The sequence below is a fragment of the Tunturibacter psychrotolerans genome (genome assembly GCF_040359615.1).
Lineage (GTDB): Bacteria > Acidobacteriota > Terriglobia > Terriglobales > Acidobacteriaceae > Edaphobacter > Edaphobacter psychrotolerans.
On the sequence record NZ_CP132943.1, the window covers coordinates 1 to 16,663 of the forward strand.

A 16,663-nucleotide genomic window follows, 5' to 3' on the forward strand; every position below is an offset into this window, starting at 1 on the left:
CCCTCGTCATCGATCCTTTCAAGGATCGGAAGACCGGCAAGGCGATGTATCCCTATGGCACCATCCCGCGGCTGTTGCTCTTCTGGATTGTCACCGAGGCCACTCAGAACAAGAGCCGACATATACGGCTAGGCAACAGCTTGGACGCCTTCATTCGAGCGGTGGGGCTGAGCCCACGTACAGGGGGAGGGAAGCGGAGTGATGCAAAGCGTCTAACCTCCCAGATAGAGCGCCTCGTCCGCGCGTCCATCAGCTTTGAGAGCGAACAGGATACCCACCGGGCGTGGGTGGATATGAAGATTGCCTCCCGCGCCGAGTTCTGGTTCGATCCTGCCCGCACCAATCAGGACAATTTATGGGATAGCTGGATCAAGCTCGGGGAAGAGTTCTACGACGCAATCACGGCGGCGCCGGTACCGGTCGATGTCAGAGCCTTGCGTGCTCTAAAGCGTTCACCTCTGGCACTCGACCTTTACGCTTGGCTCACCTACACGACGTTCACGGCTGCTCGGAAAGGGAAGAGCAGGCTCGTTCCCTGGGAAGGCCTGCACGCCCAGATGGGGGCGGAATATGCCGAAGTGCGAGACTTCAAAAAGAAGGTCATCGTCACCCTAAAGAAGGTGCAACTGGCGTACCCAGCGATGAAGGTAGAAAGCACAAAGGTAGGCCTAGTCGTCCACCCATCAAGCACCGCAATCCCCATCACGAAGGTCAGGCCGCTCCCCCCACATAACCGGGAAGTCAGCAGCTTGAATATCCACAAAAAACCTGTGTAATGAGCCACTTTTGCACGGTGAAACGGTCCCGGAGGATTTGCCGGACTTTTCGCTTATTCACGGTGAAACGGTCCCGCCGCTACGGTGAAACGGTCCCGAAATTTCGCTGCTTAAAGGAAGCCTGTAGTTAAAGCATGTAGGTTTTTAAATTCCTCGTAGTCGATGAAGCCCGCTATGTGAATATCTTTAAGGCAAAACTCAAACGACGAGGCAAATCGGCTGAAGAAAGGAGACTGGAGTGATCAGGGGAGAATGGCAAAATCCAGCCCTCACGCGATGCGATTCCAAGCTCGCCTTTCGCTCGCTGAACCAGGCGGCGATCCAGGCCGAACGGGCCAGTAGCCGCACCGGAGAGTTGATCATCGCCTATACCTGTTTCGATTGCGGGGCCTTTCACATCGGACATGCCGATCTCTCGCAGCAACTGGCTCACACCGTTTCGGTCGAACCTGGCTGCCGGGAGTGCAACCTGCCCATCCCGGAGGCCAAAAAGCGACGAGCTCGTGCCTGTTCCGCCAAGGCAATCTACTGCTCCGACCGGTGCCAAAAAGTGGCGGAGAGGAAAAGGCGCGCCCAGCGTCAAATGGCTAGCGTTACCCCGCAGTGAGGGCGAGGGGTAGCGTCGCTATCAGGTAGCGAATCGCTACCGGGTAACCTGTGAAGTGCAGCCTCAAACAATGGCCACTCCCGATAGGCAGTGAGGGACTCGAACCCCCGACAGCCTTGCGCCCTATGCCTGATTTCGAGTCAGGTGCACTCCGCTTTCCTACCCCAGAGCTGCAATCAAAAAAACCAAGCCGCAAAAGGGGCAGGGAAGCCCTAATTAGGCTTGCGAGCTTCCGCTCGCCACAGATCATCGAATGAGATCGACCACAGTGGGTTGATTGGTGAGTGCGTAGGCTTCGTTGAGGACCGCACAGTTCACCAAGAGCATGTTGTTCCATGCGGACTCCCGACCATAGCCTCCGTGCACGTGTCCAAAGACATGCAGCCTGGGCTTTGTTCTGATCACGGCTTTGGTCAACTCCTGGCATCCGAGGTGCCGGGCCAGGATGTCTGGCTTGTCGAGGGTTCCAAAGGGCGGCCCGTGGGTGACGAGCACATCCGTGTCGCCGGGGATCTTGTCCCAGTGCCTGCGGATCGCCGCCCCGCGGTCTGCCGCGAATGCCCAGTCCCCAAGCACGGGCGTGACCGGCGAGCCCCAGAAGGTCAGCCCTTCCAGGGTGACGCCGGTATCTTCGAGGTAGACGGCGTTGGTGATACGTGCTCTCGCTTCTGTGGGTCGGACCTCGAAGAGGAGATCGTGATTTCCGGCGATGACGATTTTGTGTTTGTGGGGCAAGTTGCCGAGCCAGGCGTTGAAATCGTCGATCTCGTCCGTGGACTGTCCATGAACCATGAAATCCCCGGAGTGGATGAGGATGTCGGCTGGAGGCAGCGTCAGCCTCCTATGAAGACCGTGCGTGTCGCTGAGACACACGATGCGTACAGAGGTGGCCCTGGTCACCCGGCACGTTCCTTTTTTTCTACCTCCGCACGGCTTTCCCGCTCCCGCTTCTCAGCGGCCGCTTTGCACTCAAGCTGAAACGGATCGAGACCAAAGTTGCCGTTCGTGCGAGGTTCGTCGTCATAGTCTTTCGGTTGCCACAGATCAGTCATCGCATTCTCCAAATCTTCTAATTGCGCTTCTGGTTCTTTCACTGTGTCTGCTCGGGGGCAGGGTGCCCCAAAAACTTAGCTTTTTCCCGCCGCAGGCGCGACGGCTTCCTCTGTCTTCTGCCGTTTTCTAACCACACGTACAGCGTCTGGCCATATCTCAGGGAAGAGGTAACGGTCCCTCTCCTCGACCCCCTTGATCAAACTGTCGCGATAGTGTTTCTTATCTGCACTTGTCTGGGCCTGCAACCTCAAAATTGCGCCGATGACGATATCTGCTCGTGTCTGGTCTTTACGGCCTTGTGCAGTTACGCGGCTAAGGATCAGCCTCTCTTTTTCGGCAAGCTCTTTCTTCTGCTTTTGTATTTCGTCATATCGCCGCCTTTGATCCGGGGTCATCCTATCAATTTGGTTTGGCTTAGACGGCTTCTTCGCGGCTTCTGGCATGATGTCTTTGTACTCCCGTAAGTGAGTGTACAATATTCCGTAATGGGTACACCTTATATAACCCGAAATGCAATGAAGGGCGCACTTCAAGGTTTCCTGCAGAAACCGTGCGGTCATGACTGCGCCATGACAAAAACTGGCAAGGCATAGCTCTCATATGGCGATCTATCACCTCAACGCAAGGGTTGGCTCACGAAGTAGCGGCCAAAGCGCCGCTGCTAAGTTCGCCTATATCTGCCGCGAGGGCCGCTATGCCGATGGCAAGAAAACGAACGTGGACAAAGAGGAGCTTGTCCACGCCGAAAGCGGCAACATGCCAGCATGGGCTAAGGAGAATCCGGCCCTGTACTGGCAATCTGCCGACCTGTACGAGCGCGCCAATGGGCGGCTCTTTCAGCAGGTCGAAATTGCTTTGCCGGTCGAGCTGAGCGAGCAAGCGCGAATCCAGCTTGCACAGGAATTCGCTCTTGCTCTGTCCGCGACCGAGGCTGGACCGCTTCCATATTCGTTCGCCGTCCATTGTGGCAAAGGCGAAAATCCCCACGCACACATCATCGTGAGCGAGCGGGTGGGCGACGGTTATGACCGGACCCCGGAGACCTGGTTCAAGCGGGCGGCAGATACGAAGAAGCAGACTCCGGAGCTGGGGGGCGCGAAGAAGAGCGCCGCATTCCAGCCCAGGGAATGGCTGGGAGAGGTCCGCGAGCTGTGGGCCACACGTGCCAACGAAGCCCTGGATCTGGCAGGGAAGGAAGAGCGCATCGACCACCGCTCGTACGCCGCTCGGGGAATCGAACAGATCCCCACCGTCCACGAAGGCCCCAACGTGCGGCAACTGGTCAAGGACAAACGATTGGCGACGGATCGTATTGCCCTCACTTCGGAGATCCGGGAGGTGAATGACAAGCTTGCCGGCGAGCTTGCCGAGATCCGTACCCAGTCGGACCTCGCGCAGAAGCAGCTCGAGCTGCTGATGGAGGAGATCGAGCGGGGTGCCCTGATTGAAGCGCAGGAGCAGGCCGCGAAAGAACGGGCGGCGGAGGCCGCGATCCGCGCGAAGCGGGAAGCTGATCGTGAGGCGTCCAAAGCCGAGGCGGCAAGGAAGGCGGAGGAGGCCAAGCTGATCGAACCAGCGACGACCACCAACGCCGCGCTGGTTGCGATTGCGAATCGCATCGAGCAAGGGGGCACGGAACGAGTTCTGGTCTCGCGGCAGGAGGCGGCCATCTTCGTCGATGCAATGTTTGGCGTGGGCATCTCAGGGCGCTTGCATGGTCAGGGCAGAGGTGACAATTTTCTGAAACCCTTTGAGGAGGGTGTGCGATACCAGGTCGGGCAGAAGCGTAGGTCAGATGATTTGAAAGGTCTCGCCAACATCGAGGTGAGTCGCGCCAAGACGGGGTTCGAGTACGCGATTATCGCGATCAAAGACAAGGTGACCGAGTTCGTCTTCCACCTGCGCAACGCCGCGGCGAAGCAGTTGGATTGGGATACCAAGGTGCTCAAAAGCCGCGTCAAACAGATCGAACAGACCTCGCAGCCTCGCCAACGCAAAGACAATAGCCTCGGCCGATGAGGCGGTAAGAGTTCCCTGCCTTTTCATATCGGATCAGCCGCTACGGCCTAGCAGTCCATATGGGCTCCACCGGCTTCAAGCCGACACCAGCTTATCGCGTCAAATCCAAATAGACAGCATAAATCGTCGCCGATTTTGTCACGTTTTACCCTATGGCCCTATCCCCTGGGCATGACACCGCTCGTCTCCCAACCTGCTTTTTCGCCTCTTTCCCGTTATTGTGGCCATGTCAATTCACGACATGGTCACAAAACTCGTCCTCGCCCTGCTGATGGGCGCGTGCAACGCTGCCGGAGCTGCGCTTTATCGCAGGTTCGTCCGTCGTCGCTAACTCCACTACAGACAAGACAGCGCGCACCGTGCCTTGCAGCCAGTGCGCGTTGTTTGTTCTAAGCGCTATTGAGCATTTCCGGGTCGTTGTTGTGGACGTTGCCGATCAGAGCATTGCACGGGTTGGTCTCCATGGCGTCAGCATCGAAGGGGCGCAACAAGTCGATTCGACGGCGCTTCCGGGTCGGGGATACCCGCCGGCCTCGCTCGCGCCTGGATCTTGATCGGCTGGGGTGCAGCCCCTTCTTGCTCCTATGTGCGTGAGGAATCGTTACCGGATGGCCGCCGATCTGCCTTTGCTTTGGCTCGACATACCTCATGCGCCATCGTGAAACCTGACTTCGAGATCGAGGTTAACGGCGCGAATTAATCGTGGCTGACCCAAGGAGTTTCACCGATGACAATCACGCGCAACAATCTCCCCGCCTGGCTCTGCAATTTTTGCGGCCACATCTGGCCCTGCCGGACCGTCTACCTATATGAGATGCCCCTCCAGTGCTCATCCTGCCGCACCCGCCTCTGGAACGCTCTGCTGCCCGAAGACCCCGGCGGCGAGCTGCCCGGTGCATAGCGTCGCCGCCCGCGCCCGGCCTGCCTCAGTCCTGCGGGCCCGGCGCACGCTGTTTTGACGGCGACGATGACATCGAGCTTGCTCGCCGGACGATCCGGATCATCCCCTCGCGCCGCGTCTTTGGGCAAAAACTATGTTGGCGTTGGTATATATACCAACGCCAACGCACTCTTTATCCCTTAGTTTTTAGTTGCAACCCCAATTTTTTTATAACGTTACGCCTGGGAAAGCACAGAATATAGATAGGGTGCGTTAGGTATATATACCTAACGCACCGCATACTATGTCATAGTAGTTGTGGGAGAGAGATCATCATGCGTAGGTATATATACCTACGCATGAAATTCTAAAAAACTGGTGCCTAAATGCCGAAAGTTGGACGTCTTCAGATCGCCCGCGCTGACATCCTCAAAAGTTTTGAGGATGACCATCGCCGAGTGTTTTGGTCAGAGGACATTGGTCAGATACTTGATGCGAATAGGGCCTTTTGGCGGTTGAGCAGCGGCACCAGTTTAGGACGATTCATTCAATTCCTGATGACCAAGGGCGAACTGCGCGAGATCGAGCTAGCTCCCGTGAATCATGAAATTCGCAAGATTAACCGGTATGTCTGGAGAGAGGCTAGCCCTTTTGAGATAGCCCTTTCATTGAAACGAAACGCGTACCTCTGTCATGGAACCGCGGTCGCGATTCACGGCCTAAATGATCAAATTCCACATCGCTTCTACCTAAACAAAGAGCAGAGCCCGAAGCCTCGCTCTGGTGGCCTCACGCAGGCGAGCATCAATCGTGCCTTCGCCAGTAAGCAACGGGAGTCGCGGTTGATCTATCGCTTCGATCAGACTGAGGTCGCTGTTTTATCCGGGAAGAACACAGGCGATTTGGAAGTTGTCGAAATGAAGTACGAAAACGCCAACCTGAGAGTAACCAGTCTTGAGCGAACCCTAATCGACATTGCCGTGCGGCCTGCTTATGCAGGAGGCCCTCTACAGGTCCTTGCAGCTTACCGCGGAGCGAAAGATCGGGTCTCCGTTGGAACCCTAGTCGCTACGCTCAAAAAACTCGACTACATCTACCCGTTCCATCAGGTCATCGGCTTTTACATGGAACGGGCCGGGTACCCCGAATCCAAATACAAACGGCTGCAGGATCTAGGTCTTCAGTTCGACTTCTATCTCTCGTATGCCCTGAAAGACCCTGAATTTGTTCCGGGTTGGCGCCTATTTGTTCCCAAAGGCCTTAATTAGCTTCACTTGCTCCAGAACGAAATCGAAATAAAAGTCGAAGTCCCGTAAGCCTTCCTGGGGAACTGAGCCACGTACGCTGTCCCAGTCAGGGCGATGAAACTCACGCTGCTCTGCAATCAATTGCAACAGCTCGACCGGAACATCTTTAGCCTCAAAGATGTTCCGCAGCAGGTCTGCGTTCTCCTCCGATCCAAGATCGGTTCCGGTCTCAGTCACGATCAGGTGGATGTCATAGAAGTCGCGGGCTCGCGCTGAAGGGGTTCGGTTCAAAGGATAGCCAGGCATTTGCTGACAGATTGCTCGTAACTTCTCAATGGCAATCATTTCCGGGGCGTAAACGTAGATATCAAAGCTATCGAGCTCCCGCGCCAGTTTTCCTTTAGTGAACTCGAATTTGCTCAGTTCAATCGTGAATTTTCTCTGCTGTCTTGGACCAACCACTAGGGATTCCCGACGATGGGCCTGTTTATCGTCGCCGATCTCTAAATAGCGAGCTTTCTCCATCAGCTTGAACTCAACCACGTAGCCGCCCCATCGGTTCTGTCCTTCTCGCGGTGTAAAGGGGCGAGCACTGAAGACGAAGTCGAACACCACCCATCCGACAGTCGCAAAACGACGTTCTAAAGCCGTCTTCAAGCGGTGCTCTGCCTCTGCCACATCATCGAAGTCGTTTTCAATCGAGAAGTCGAGATCAAGCGAAGTACGATCACTGAGCCCGAGGGCAATTGCGAGCGCATTACCACCTTTGAGTACCACTTTCTCAAAGAAGTAGTCGTCAGAGAACACTGCCGTGATCGCAATTCGGCGCACCTCGTTATGGTCGAGCGTTGAAACTGTGGGCATACTTCCATTCTGCACGAACCCGCTGAACGGTGGGTTCAAATGCGACGGAGATAAATTCAATTCGTGCATATAAAGGTCACACATCCAGTCAGGAGAGAAATCATGATCGACCAAATCACACAAGGCTCGGGGTGTAAATGCGGATCACTCATCATCGAAAAGCTTCATCGCCTCGTGAAATTGTTCATAGGACCGCAGGGTTTCGGTCGGGTTCATCCGTCTTGATTCCGATATCGCTATAGGACGGTCGCTGGTTCGGCGCAACGATAACAGGCACTCCGGCGCACCGTTTTCTACCAGACTTTCGAGGATGCGATCACCGCGTCTCTGGTTTTCGCGATGCTGCGCTATCTCTCTATTTTCCTGTTCGGCTTTGGCGACGGCGGCCCGGTTTTCGGCCGGGAGATCAAAGCGCAGAATTTTGAAGAACCACGCCGCATATACAGCGAACGGCGCGACGATGAGAACCCAAACCGGTATCCACATGGCTATGAACGCTTGCCTCCGCCAAGCCAATACATAAACCGAGCTAGGACGAGCCGCCAGTTGATGGCGTTCCCGCGAAGCTTCACTTGTCTGTTAGCTGCGTTCGCTACTAAGGCGAGGTCAACGTAACGATGCAGCTCCGGCCCTTGTTCTGGCAATGCCTGTTCGAGCCTCTTGCCGTAAATATCTTGGATCTGCCGCAGAGCTGCCGTCATAGGCTCACCTATCGGATCGCGTTCTGGAAACAGCCAGGTCATTTCCGTATCTACTGAATTTTTGAAAGCCGCCCACATAAGAGCCGGGGTTTCGGGTTCGGTCCCTTCGCTCAACGGTCGCAAGCTGGCAATAAGAGCGTCCACCTGCTCAGCAGTCGGGCCGTCGCCAGTGTAGCTCCCCGCCTCATCCTCCCGCGCCTTGACCAGCTCGCCATGTCTGCAAAGGTATTGAAACAGCGTTTCGTCGGGATCGGCCATTGTCGGATTGTAAGTGGTGGCTACCTCCCCGTCGTGGCTTCTCCTGTTGCTACAATTCCGGCTATGGCCAGCAGCAGCGCAAAGCTCGATGAAGCACTAGCAGCAATTAGGAAGCAGGGGCATACCGCCAACACCGAGCAAACGACCATCGGCAGTACGGGCAAGGTGTTGATTCCGGTGAACGGTATCTTGCGAACGCACAACGAGATTTACGCTATGGCGGGAATGCCGCTAGAACGGGAATAGCTTCGTATGGCCGAAGCTACTCTTGGGCAAATAGACCAGCGCATAACCGAAATTGACGACTTGGTGTTTCGCGGGAACACCGGTCAGCTCCCTATGACGGTCGAAGGGCGGGCTCGTCTGGAAGACGAGGCGGGTAGCCTTATGGAGATACTTGCCAGGGCGTTGCATGAGAACGGCGCGGGGGAATATCAGACCCTCTATGACGCTCGCCAACAGGTCCGCAATCTCACCTTAGTTTCCGCCATGAGCCATCGGTATATGGAACTCCACCCCGAGCCTCAACCGGAAATAGATGCGGTCATTGCCGCAGCCTGCCAAGGCTACACCGATGGCACCGGACCGAAGGGCCAGGCCGGGAAAATGCTTGCCGCCGTTTTCGGCACAGTCCTCATAGAGCTACCAAGCGAAGTACCGCCGCCATCGACCAAGAGGAATTTCTTTAGCCGCTTCATGCGCCGGTAGGTAGCCCACGCCTGTGTTGTGGGGCGCTATCGTAAGAGACGATTTATTAAGTACTTTTCACGCATGATAATGTCCTTTTCCATGCGTGACCCTCGCCCTTCGCCAGCGTAGGTCCGCTTTGAGGTGCTTTTTATGTCAAAATCCACACTGCAGGTTACATCGACATAAAGATCCTCTTTGACGCGGATTCCACTTGCTGCGCACGACGTAGCCGTCGAAGCGTGCGAGGCAATATAAGATTAGAGCCTTTTCAAAGAGGGAGTTCACATGACTGTGATCGAAAAAATTCAACAGAATGCAGCGCTCCGTTTCGGAATTTTCGGAGGTTGCCTATTTTTTATAGTGCAAATCGCGCTTGCCCGGCTCGCCCCATCCTTTAAAAATCATGAATTATATAGCTTCTTTGTTCTTTCATTGATCGGGTTGGTATGCGGATGTGCAGGCTGGGCTGCCGGCATCGTATTGTCTCCCATTGGCAGTCAAGCGGCAGGAGCTCAAAAAGTTTTAGCCGGGTTGGCGCTTTTATGGACAGGTGTGGTCATTGGCCATCTTCAACAAATTTCTGGGGCACTAATTGAGTGGCAAAAAGGCCAGATTGATGGATCAATCAAAATTGAACTTTTGTTTGGGCTAGGCCTATTTCTTTTGGCTCTGTGCGTGACTTTCAATACACGCTTTGACGACGCGCCAAAAAGCATTTGAGTCGCAGTGGCCGTTGGTTAATCCGGACGATTCCAAACATTTTTCAGATTTGTGTTGACATCATTGAGTTTATAGTTATAAATACACACTTACTTCCGTGAAGAAGCTTGTTGTAGAACTAAGTATTGCTCCGACCGGGCCCAACAAAAATTTATGTTTTCGTCATCCATCCCCGCTCTGTTGAGGTGTGTCATGTCGGGTCTGATAAGAAGGACGATGTTTTTCGGAGCCATCGCGATAGCTCTGTCTTCTTTTGTTGGGTGTACTGATTTGGGGGAGGTAGCCAAGTTTTCAGCTTTGGCAGATAGTGCCTCAACATCGTTGACAGGTTTGGTTTCCGACTTCAAAGGAACCTGCCTTCGCTCAAACGCTCTTGCCCCTGTCAGGAATGGAGTACGGATCGATCAAAGAGATTGCTCCATCTACGATAAGTTGACACCAGAGATCCAGGCCGACCAAAAAGTTCTTACTGACTACCTTAAAGCACTCGGACAACTTGCCGCGGATAATGATCCTGGTTATAGCAAGCCGGTTACCGCCTTAGGGGGGCAATTTAAAACCGCCGGACTTAACGCAGATCAGGTAGCCGCTGCCGGGGCCGCATCTAGCCTAGCCGTGAAAATTTCAGACGCCGCGTTAGCGGGATATCGCAGAAAAAAAATAAGCAAGTTGGTGTCTGACAGCAATAACGACGTGAAGATACTGACTCAAGCACTCTCCAATATTGTCTCCACGGATTATGCCATTATGCTGAGCAACGAAGAAGAGGGTCTTCAGGACTACTACAACACTGCAATCAAAAATGATGCAGGGAAGGATCCACTTTCCGTAATTCTGATACAAAAACAGTTCGATGATGAGTCAGCCAATCTACAAAAACGCTTAGACGCTGCTAAGGCTTACGGAGTTTTAATGAAAAGTATTGCCGATGCAAATCAAAAGATAGCTGATCAGAAAGACGCTATTTCGTCAAAGGATTTGGTCAAACTCATTGGGCCACAACTTGCAGACATTGCACAGTCGACGAATGATCTTCGCCAAGCCTTCAAATAGGAGAGATGATAATGGCACTCACAGCAGATCAGGCAGTGCAGTTGGCGGTTGAGTTTCACGATCTCTCCACATCAGTTGCGAATGCTCGATTCAACAACTGGAATTCTTTAGCTCCAGCCGATCGTTCGGAACTTGAGGACATCCAGTGGACACTAATGAACTACTCATCCGACTTTGCAACAATATCGATGACCGCAACCTTGGCATCATTACCGAACGTTCTACAAAATATTAAAAACGCAACGCAGCAAGCGAACAACGCACTTCAGACGATCGCAATTTTCACCAAAATCATTACTGTGGCCTCTGCTGCGGCAGTTCTTGGAGCTGCAATCGCAAGTGACAATCCCAACGCAATCATGCAGTCGGCGGCCTCTCTTCTAACCGCAGCCACTACGTAGATCTACTTCTCTTTATTGGGTGCAGCGGTATTCGTAGAGTTGTTACTTGTAGAGTTGCTATTTACTCCTGAGCCAAAGTAAAAACCAATCACAGAGCCTATCAAGCCAGTCACGGCTGGCAAGATCGTTTGGAGCATTTCTTTTGTGTGATCCCAATGGTCAGCCCACGATGCGCTTTCGATAGAAGCCCAGACGATTATCCAGGCAAGCATGACCAGCAAGCCAACAGTAACAATCAACCGTACATAATCCCTTTGCCGATCGGGAACGTAGGGTGTCAGAGCATAGCCTGGAGGGGGATTTCTTATGGTGAGTGTTAAAGGTTCGTTTGGTGGCGGTGGTGATCCAGCGCCGGTTGGTGGCGGTGGTGCTCCAGCGTCGGTTGGCGGTGGTGGTGCTCCAGCTCCGGTTGGCGGTGGTGGTGCTCCAGCTCCGGTTGGCGGTGGTGGTGCTCCAGCTCCGGTTGGCGGTGGTGGTGCTCCAGCTCCGGTTGGCGGTGGTGGTGCTCCAGCTCCGGTTGGTGGCGGTGGTGCTCCAGCGTCGTTTGGCGGTGGTGGTGCTCCAGCTCCGGTTGGTGGCGGTGGTGCTCCAGCGTCGTTTGGCGGTGGTGGTGCTCCAGCTCCGGTTGGTGGCGGCGGTGCTCCAGCGTCGTTTGGCGGCTGCGTTAAATCTATGGTGAGATCTGACTCACCAGTTGTTGAATCCGATGTCTTAAGGGGCCCCGAACCAGTTCCTTGCATAAGGCCACCCTTTCATTCATCTCACTAGCTTCACTTCTTGAACATTACTTCCTTTTTTTAATAGGATCTGGGTGTCCTTATCATTGTTGGCATCGACAATTAATCCACTTAGACTGATGGCTTGTCGTAGGGCGTCCGAGAGGCTAATTTTTTGAGAGTTGGCTAGGCTCTGTAGCTGGTTGAACTGGTCTGCTGAAAAAACAACGTTGACGCGCTTGGAGCCCGTAGCTTGCGTCGTGGAAGAATCCTCTGAATTATCTGCGCTCATGACTCACTCCTTTTACGTATATTATACATAATTGTTACGTATTTTCAAGTATGCATTTTGCTTTTGATTGGAGTTGACCGACATATACATGAATCTATATATGATAAAGGACGTTATCATATATAGACGGGGTGAGTATGGACGAACGTGAACTGACGCTTGAAAACAAAAAGTTGGATCTCCAAGCAAAAGGTCTCCGTTTGGAGCAATCGAAAGCTCGATGGACCGCCGCCACCGTCATCATCTCGGTCGTCTCAGCTGCCGGCTCTATCGCTTACAACGCTTGGAGTGCCCACGAGACAGCACAGGACCAGTTCGCCACAAAATTGGTGGAGATCACCTTCGCAAATGATCATGCTGACGTAGGGATTCAAAAGGCCAATGCCATGGCATACCTCTTGGGAAAGCGGCTCCCGAGCGACCTGCGCGAAAAAATGTCTGATCCTGAGAGTTTCCGTAAAGAATTGGCAAAACGTTTCGTCGCTCCTTCCGGTGTTCTTCTCTCTGGCGATATCAGCTCTGACGAACAAAAAGACCTGCTTCGGATGTACGTTGCCGCCAACCCGAAGGATCGACAGACCGTAGTCAAATCGTGGAAAGCCATGTTTCCTCCCGATCAGATGTGGGTTGATGCTTTTGTAAGCAATCTTCAAAAACCAGAGCAGCAAAAGTGAGCGTTGAACTAATCCCTTCTCCTGCTACCGCTTCGACTTTGGGTCGCCTACCGGTGCTCTTCCAGTCCATGCCCAAAGGCGGCCGGCGCTTCTGGGAATTCTTTACTGTCAACATCCGCAACCCGAACACCCGGCGCGCCTACTTCAAAGCGGTCCTAGGCTTCGCCGCCTGGTGTGAGGATAAAGGTTTGGGGGATCTGGCCGGGGTGACGCCGATGCATGTCGCTGTGTATGTCGAGCAGCTCGGCCGCACGCACTCGAAGCCGACCGTCAAACAGCACCTCGCCGCGATCCGCATGCTCTTCGACTGGCTGGTGACGGGACACATCATGGAGAGCAATCCGGCCCATGCCGTCCGGGGACCGAAGCACAGCGTTCGCAAGGGCAAAACTTCCGTCCTCTCGGCCGAGGAGATGCATGAGCTGCTGGCCGCCATCGACACGACTTCCCTGCTCGGGCTTCGCGACCGCGCTCTGATCGCCCTGATGGGCTACACCTTCGCCCGCGTCGGCGCCGCCACCGGAATGAAGGTCGAAGACTTTTATGTCCAGAAACGCCGCGGCTGGGTACGGCTGCATGAGAAGGGCGGCAAGGTAACCGAGCTTCCCTGTCATCACAACCTGGACCAGTATTTAGAGGAGTGGATTGCGGCCTCCGGGCTCGGCAGCGAACCCGAGGCTCCGCTCTTCCCTACCCTGCGCCATGGCCGGCTGACCGATCGCACACCCCTGCCCCAGGCCAATGTGCACATGATGATCCAGCGGCGGGCACGCTCTGCGGGGCTGCGCACCAGGATCAGCGCTCACAGCTTCCGCGCCACCGGCATCACCACCTACCTGCAGAACGGCGGCAAGCTGGAGATCGCCCAGCAGATGGCCGGCCATGAATCGGCACGGACCACCGGACTCTACGACCGGCGCAACGATCAGATCGCCCTCGATGAGGTGGAGCGGATTGCCTTCTGATTACGCTGTATTAAGTAGTTGGTTGATGATCCAATATGTTCGGTGATAGGTGAGCAGTAAAGTGCCCCCCCCTTGTTCCCTATGGGGCGCAAAACAGACTACGCGCTCATCTTTGGTATATCGGATTCAGGGCAAGCACAAAGCGCTTAGCACCTAATAGTGGATGCATACACATATATTCGTTAAACCCTCCTCAGACTCTGATTGTGTTCAACCGGACAGCGAAACTGTTGACCGTAATAACTTCGTCATTCCGCAGAACTTCGCTGAGTTTTATGAGCGATACCCACACCACGTTCGCAATTTCGTCCGTCGTCATCTCTTCAATTGCTCATTAGAAGAGAAGCAAGATCGGGAAAGTGAACTGCTGGTTTTTTTGCTCACCCTTCCAGAGATATCGAAATATCGTAATTCCGGGGTGAACGGCAATCCCAATGGATGTACCGACCGCATCATGACGTTCGACCCAGTGCGTAGCTATGGATCTTCCGCAGCTCGTTTCTTCTCCTATGTAAATTTGATTTTGCTCAACAAGTTCATCTCGCTGGAGAAAAAAACATTACGAAATCCAGCGAGTCGCAAAAATAATTACCGGATTCTGGGAAACGATGAGGGTTCTCTCGAATCGGCATCGATAACCGAGGACAATTTAGTTCGACTCTCTTGCCGGACGCGTTATCTTACTGAGCTCGAATGCGACAAGGTAGCAGACCGCGTGCATTTGTCCTGTTTTCTGAATTTCATTCAGAAGCACAACCCGGAACTAATTACTGTTCTGAAAGCGATGTTCAGGTCCCCGACGTTTCGAGAGGCCCAACAAGAACTAAAGATGGATGAGCGACTCTTTCACCGCGGCCGCCACCGGCTAAACAATCTTTACAGGTGTTTCACTACTGGAGAAGTGGTTCCCCGGCAACGCCGCGTCTATCGAGAACGAGAATGCAGGCTTTAAGGGACTATTTCAGATCATTTTGTACCTTTTCTGATTTGCTATGCACTTAGGCGTGTGTCATGATGATATGCGTGCAAGCATTGCATGATGATAGACGTGCGATCATCATGCCAAAAGGAGACCCAACATGACGCAAAGTGAACTTTTAATCGTGAAAATTCGTGAACTCTTCGAACGTCTCGCAGCGGAAATCGGCACCCTAACCAACACCCGAACTCCTGCGAATGACGCAGCTGCCCGCAGCAAACCCTACCGCGAGCTTCCCGGAGGTCCCCTCAACGAGCACGGAATTTCTGAGATGTATCGCCTTTTCGCGGCCGGACTGACGAGCGAAGAAATCGGACTCGCAATGGGGGTCAGCCTCTCGGGCGTGACGAAGCGGCGAACTCTGTGGCGGCGAAGCGGAGGTAAACCGGTAGCTGGGAGGGTAGGTCAACCCGCATGAAACCCATCAAGGACGCCGTCCAGGAGTTGAACATGTTCATGGAGGGCGAACGTATTTCCTGGACGAGGAGGTCGAAGCCCTTCGGGGAGCGCCGCGGGCCTGTTTACTGAATGAGTTACAGCGGAGTGATATCACTTGAATATCGGAACGCATTTAGTGCAGCATCGTTAAGCAACCATTTAGAAAGCAGACCGATACATGATCCTTGCAGTTGGAAATGTAAAAGGCGGAGTGGGAAAGACCACTCTCGCCGTCAATCTTGCAATTGCATTGTCCCGGCAAGGGCGAGACGTGCTCCTGATCGACGGCGACGAGCAAGGGACCGCCATGGCTTTCACTGAACTTCGCAGTGCCCAGAGGGATGGCAAACCTGGCTATACGGCGGTGGCTCTTCACGGCAAGGCAATCCGCGACCAAACCCGCCAACTAGCACCCAAGTATGCCGACATCGTGATCGATGTGGGTGGGCGGGATACAGGCAGCCTTCGCGCAGCTCTCACCGTTGCCGAGACCGTCATTATTCCAGTGCAACCCCGCAGCTTTGATGTCTGGGGCGTCGATCAGACCGCTGAACTGGTAAGGGACGCGCGGCAGATCAATGAACATCTTCGTGCGTTGGCAGTCCTGAACAATGCCGACAGCCAGGGAAAAGATAATGAGGCCGCAGCCGAGGCCCTGCGCGGTATAGACGGAATTGAGCTCGCCCCGCATGTCATCATTCGCCGGAAAGCTTTTCCGAACGCGGCGGCATCCGGTCTCTCCGTCCTCGAATACGACGATCCGAAAGCCAGCGATGAATTGACCCAGCTTATCGACGTGCTCATGGTTTTCGCGTAGATATCACTTAGCTATCATGGAGATGTACATTGACTATCGCACTGAATCCCAAACGCAATACATTAGCCATCAAAGATTCCAAGGCTGAAGACTTTATTTCCGGGGCAGGTAAGACGGACACCGGGGATGAAATCAGAGACGATAACGGACGCAAGCCGGTCATGGTCCGCATCCCGGCCGATCTTTTAAAGCGGATTGACCAAGCGGCAAGGAAGAAAGCGATCAGTCGCAGCTCCTTCATCGTCTCCAGCATGGCCGATCTGGTGAACGGGGAACGATGAACGGAACCAAGCCCCCACAGGCTCATCCCACTACGGCAGCAAGCAACGAAGTGTTGACGGTTGTAAATGGCTGACACCCATCTCAATAAGCTGCTTGATGCAGCCGTGGAGATCCGACAGAACCCTGACGCTGTTGAGCGAGCGTATATGGCGCGTCAGCTCGTACAGTGCACCTTGCCGCACAGCGACCCAGGCAATGTCCCCCTCTGGAAGCGGACCAATGGCAACCTGA

General features: G+C 54.1%; 24 protein-coding genes. 17 read left to right on the top strand and 7 right to left on the bottom strand.

Going from position 1 to position 16,663, the window contains the following annotated elements; all coding sequences use genetic code 11:
• Both RBB77_RS23570 and RBB77_RS23575 read left to right on the top strand, forming a co-directional pair.
• A partial coding sequence (locus RBB77_RS23570; RefSeq protein WP_353067728.1) for a replication protein RepA occupies window positions 1-776 on the top strand: 776 nt, incomplete at its 5' end.
• Between the two features lie 238 nt (window positions 777-1,014).
• Window positions 1,015-1,383, top strand: coding sequence for a hypothetical protein (locus RBB77_RS23575; RefSeq protein WP_353067729.1), 369 nt, complete (start codon window positions 1,015-1,017; stop codon window positions 1,381-1,383).
• A 246-nt stretch (window positions 1,384-1,629) separates the two neighbouring features.
• Here the strand turns inward: RBB77_RS23575 and RBB77_RS23580 are convergent, their stop codons facing one another.
• Genes RBB77_RS23580 through RBB77_RS23590 form a run of 3 tightly spaced genes read right to left on the bottom strand, consistent with a single transcriptional unit; the run spans window position 1,630 to window position 2,879 of the window.
• On the bottom strand, window positions 1,630-2,283 hold the full coding sequence (locus RBB77_RS23580; RefSeq protein WP_353067730.1) for a metallophosphatase domain-containing protein: 654 nt from the start codon (window positions 2,281-2,283) through the stop codon (window positions 1,630-1,632).
• Complete coding sequence (locus RBB77_RS23585) at window positions 2,280-2,477, bottom strand: hypothetical protein (RefSeq protein WP_353067731.1); 198 nt, start codon at window positions 2,475-2,477, stop codon at window positions 2,280-2,282. Before RBB77_RS23585 ends, RBB77_RS23580 begins: the two co-directional genes overlap by 4 nt.
• Before the next feature lie 33 nt (window positions 2,478-2,510).
• Window positions 2,511-2,879, bottom strand: a complete 369-nt coding sequence (locus RBB77_RS23590) for a hypothetical protein (protein WP_353067732.1) — start codon at window positions 2,877-2,879, stop codon at window positions 2,511-2,513.
• A gap of 157 nt (window positions 2,880-3,036) precedes the next feature.
• Here RBB77_RS23590 and RBB77_RS23595 point away from each other — a divergent pair, with 157 nt between their 5' ends.
• From RBB77_RS23595 to RBB77_RS23605, 3 genes are all read left to right on the top strand, one after another.
• Window positions 3,037-4,455 (top strand): MobA/MobL family protein, encoded by a 1,419-nt coding sequence (locus tag RBB77_RS23595; RefSeq protein WP_353067733.1) that lies wholly within the window; start codon window positions 3,037-3,039, stop codon window positions 4,453-4,455.
• Between the two features lie 727 nt (window positions 4,456-5,182).
• Complete coding sequence (locus RBB77_RS23600; RefSeq protein ID WP_353067734.1) at window positions 5,183-5,356, top strand: hypothetical protein; 174 nt, start codon at window positions 5,183-5,185, stop codon at window positions 5,354-5,356.
• A 647-nt stretch (window positions 5,357-6,003) separates the two neighbouring features.
• Window positions 6,004-6,603, top strand: coding sequence for a type IV toxin-antitoxin system AbiEi family antitoxin domain-containing protein (locus RBB77_RS23605; protein ID WP_353067735.1), 600 nt, complete (start codon window positions 6,004-6,006; stop codon window positions 6,601-6,603).
• On the opposite strand, the gene RBB77_RS23610 is transcribed toward RBB77_RS23605, so the two are convergent.
• From RBB77_RS23610 to RBB77_RS23620, 3 genes are all read right to left on the bottom strand, one after another.
• A complete protein-coding gene (locus RBB77_RS23610; RefSeq protein ID WP_353067736.1) occupies window positions 6,577-7,446 on the bottom strand; it encodes a nucleotidyl transferase AbiEii/AbiGii toxin family protein in 870 nt (289 codons plus the stop codon). The genes RBB77_RS23605 and RBB77_RS23610 overlap by 27 nt on opposite strands.
• A gap of 144 nt (window positions 7,447-7,590) precedes the next feature.
• Entirely contained in the window at window positions 7,591-7,932 is a 342-nt protein-coding gene (locus tag RBB77_RS23615) for a hypothetical protein (RefSeq protein ID WP_353067737.1), read from the bottom strand.
• Window positions 7,933-7,934: 2 nt separating this feature from the next.
• Entirely contained in the window at window positions 7,935-8,405 is a 471-nt protein-coding gene (locus RBB77_RS23620) for a hypothetical protein (protein ID WP_353067738.1), read from the bottom strand.
• Between the two features lie 33 nt (window positions 8,406-8,438).
• Here RBB77_RS23620 and RBB77_RS23625 point away from each other — a divergent pair, with 33 nt between their 5' ends.
• The 6 genes from RBB77_RS23625 to RBB77_RS23650 all read left to right on the top strand — a co-directional run bounded on the left by RBB77_RS23625 (window position 8,439) and on the right by RBB77_RS23650 (window position 11,948).
• Window positions 8,439-8,651 (top strand): hypothetical protein, encoded by a 213-nt coding sequence (locus RBB77_RS23625; protein WP_353067739.1) that lies wholly within the window; start codon window positions 8,439-8,441, stop codon window positions 8,649-8,651.
• A gap of 6 nt (window positions 8,652-8,657) precedes the next feature.
• Window positions 8,658-9,113 (top strand): hypothetical protein, encoded by a 456-nt coding sequence (locus RBB77_RS23630; RefSeq protein WP_353067740.1) that lies wholly within the window; start codon window positions 8,658-8,660, stop codon window positions 9,111-9,113.
• A 267-nt stretch (window positions 9,114-9,380) separates the two neighbouring features.
• Complete coding sequence (locus RBB77_RS23635) at window positions 9,381-9,815, top strand: hypothetical protein (protein WP_353067741.1); 435 nt, start codon at window positions 9,381-9,383, stop codon at window positions 9,813-9,815.
• A gap of 216 nt (window positions 9,816-10,031) precedes the next feature.
• Window positions 10,032-10,868: a hypothetical protein gene (locus RBB77_RS23640; RefSeq protein WP_353067742.1), complete on the top strand. Its 837-nt coding sequence runs from the start codon at window positions 10,032-10,034 to the stop codon at window positions 10,866-10,868.
• Window positions 10,869-10,879: 11 nt separating this feature from the next.
• Entirely contained in the window at window positions 10,880-11,269 is a 390-nt protein-coding gene (locus RBB77_RS23645; protein ID WP_353067743.1) for a hypothetical protein, read from the top strand.
• Between the two features lie 331 nt (window positions 11,270-11,600).
• Window positions 11,601-11,948, top strand: a complete 348-nt coding sequence (locus RBB77_RS23650) for a hypothetical protein (protein WP_353067744.1) — start codon at window positions 11,601-11,603, stop codon at window positions 11,946-11,948.
• A 77-nt stretch (window positions 11,949-12,025) separates the two neighbouring features.
• On the opposite strand, the gene RBB77_RS23655 is transcribed toward RBB77_RS23650, so the two are convergent.
• The gene (locus tag RBB77_RS23655; protein WP_353067746.1) at window positions 12,026-12,277 is read right to left on the bottom strand and encodes a hypothetical protein; all 252 of its coding nucleotides are present in this window, start codon (window positions 12,275-12,277) and stop codon (window positions 12,026-12,028) included.
• Between the two features lie 137 nt (window positions 12,278-12,414).
• Here RBB77_RS23655 and RBB77_RS23660 point away from each other — a divergent pair, with 137 nt between their 5' ends.
• From RBB77_RS23660 to RBB77_RS23685, 6 genes are all read left to right on the top strand, one after another.
• The gene (locus tag RBB77_RS23660) at window positions 12,415-12,951 is read left to right on the top strand and encodes a hypothetical protein (protein ID WP_353067747.1); all 537 of its coding nucleotides are present in this window, start codon (window positions 12,415-12,417) and stop codon (window positions 12,949-12,951) included.
• Between the two features lie 68 nt (window positions 12,952-13,019).
• Window positions 13,020-13,916 carry a tyrosine-type recombinase/integrase gene (locus RBB77_RS23665; protein ID WP_353067748.1) on the top strand — a complete coding sequence of 299 codons (897 nt, stop codon included), beginning with the start codon at window positions 13,020-13,022 and terminating at the stop codon, window positions 13,914-13,916.
• Window positions 13,917-14,079: 163 nt separating this feature from the next.
• A complete protein-coding gene (locus RBB77_RS23670; protein WP_353067749.1) occupies window positions 14,080-14,868 on the top strand; it encodes a hypothetical protein in 789 nt (262 codons plus the stop codon).
• 127 nt (window positions 14,869-14,995) lie between these two features.
• Window positions 14,996-15,313, top strand: coding sequence for a hypothetical protein (locus tag RBB77_RS23675; protein ID WP_353067750.1), 318 nt, complete (start codon window positions 14,996-14,998; stop codon window positions 15,311-15,313).
• A gap of 198 nt (window positions 15,314-15,511) precedes the next feature.
• Window positions 15,512-16,150 (top strand): AAA family ATPase, encoded by a 639-nt coding sequence (locus RBB77_RS23680; protein WP_353067752.1) that lies wholly within the window; start codon window positions 15,512-15,514, stop codon window positions 16,148-16,150.
• Between the two features lie 29 nt (window positions 16,151-16,179).
• On the top strand, window positions 16,180-16,431 hold the full coding sequence (locus RBB77_RS23685) for a hypothetical protein (RefSeq protein WP_353067753.1): 252 nt from the start codon (window positions 16,180-16,182) through the stop codon (window positions 16,429-16,431).
• Window positions 16,432-16,663 lie beyond the last annotated feature (232 nt).

Coding starts and splice junctions, on each gene's coding strand:
- RBB77_RS23670 (WP_353067749.1), top strand. CDS start 14,080: ATGCATACACATATATTCGTTAAACCCTCCTCAGACTCTGATTGTGTT.
- RBB77_RS23615 (WP_353067737.1), bottom strand. CDS start 7,932: ATGTGGATACCGGTTTGGGTTCTCATCGTCGCGCCGTTCGCTGTATAT.
- RBB77_RS23680 (WP_353067752.1), top strand. CDS start 15,512: ATGATCCTTGCAGTTGGAAATGTAAAAGGCGGAGTGGGAAAGACCACT.
- RBB77_RS23620 (WP_353067738.1), bottom strand. CDS start 8,405: ATGGCCGATCCCGACGAAACGCTGTTTCAATACCTTTGCAGACATGGC.
- RBB77_RS23645 (WP_353067743.1), top strand. CDS start 10,880: ATGGCACTCACAGCAGATCAGGCAGTGCAGTTGGCGGTTGAGTTTCAC.
- RBB77_RS23640 (WP_353067742.1), top strand. CDS start 10,032: ATGTTTTTCGGAGCCATCGCGATAGCTCTGTCTTCTTTTGTTGGGTGT.
- RBB77_RS23600 (WP_353067734.1), top strand. CDS start 5,183: ATGACAATCACGCGCAACAATCTCCCCGCCTGGCTCTGCAATTTTTGC.
- RBB77_RS23590 (WP_353067732.1), bottom strand. CDS start 2,879: ATGCCAGAAGCCGCGAAGAAGCCGTCTAAGCCAAACCAAATTGATAGG.
- RBB77_RS23635 (WP_353067741.1), top strand. CDS start 9,381: ATGACTGTGATCGAAAAAATTCAACAGAATGCAGCGCTCCGTTTCGGA.
- RBB77_RS23595 (WP_353067733.1), top strand. CDS start 3,037: ATGGCGATCTATCACCTCAACGCAAGGGTTGGCTCACGAAGTAGCGGC.
- RBB77_RS23610 (WP_353067736.1), bottom strand. CDS start 7,446: ATGCCCACAGTTTCAACGCTCGACCATAACGAGGTGCGCCGAATTGCG.
- RBB77_RS23660 (WP_353067747.1), top strand. CDS start 12,415: ATGGACGAACGTGAACTGACGCTTGAAAACAAAAAGTTGGATCTCCAA.
- RBB77_RS23655 (WP_353067746.1), bottom strand. CDS start 12,277: ATGAGCGCAGATAATTCAGAGGATTCTTCCACGACGCAAGCTACGGGC.
- RBB77_RS23675 (WP_353067750.1), top strand. CDS start 14,996: ATGACGCAAAGTGAACTTTTAATCGTGAAAATTCGTGAACTCTTCGAA.
- RBB77_RS23630 (WP_353067740.1), top strand. CDS start 8,658: ATGGCCGAAGCTACTCTTGGGCAAATAGACCAGCGCATAACCGAAATT.
- RBB77_RS23665 (WP_353067748.1), top strand. CDS start 13,020: ATGCCCAAAGGCGGCCGGCGCTTCTGGGAATTCTTTACTGTCAACATC.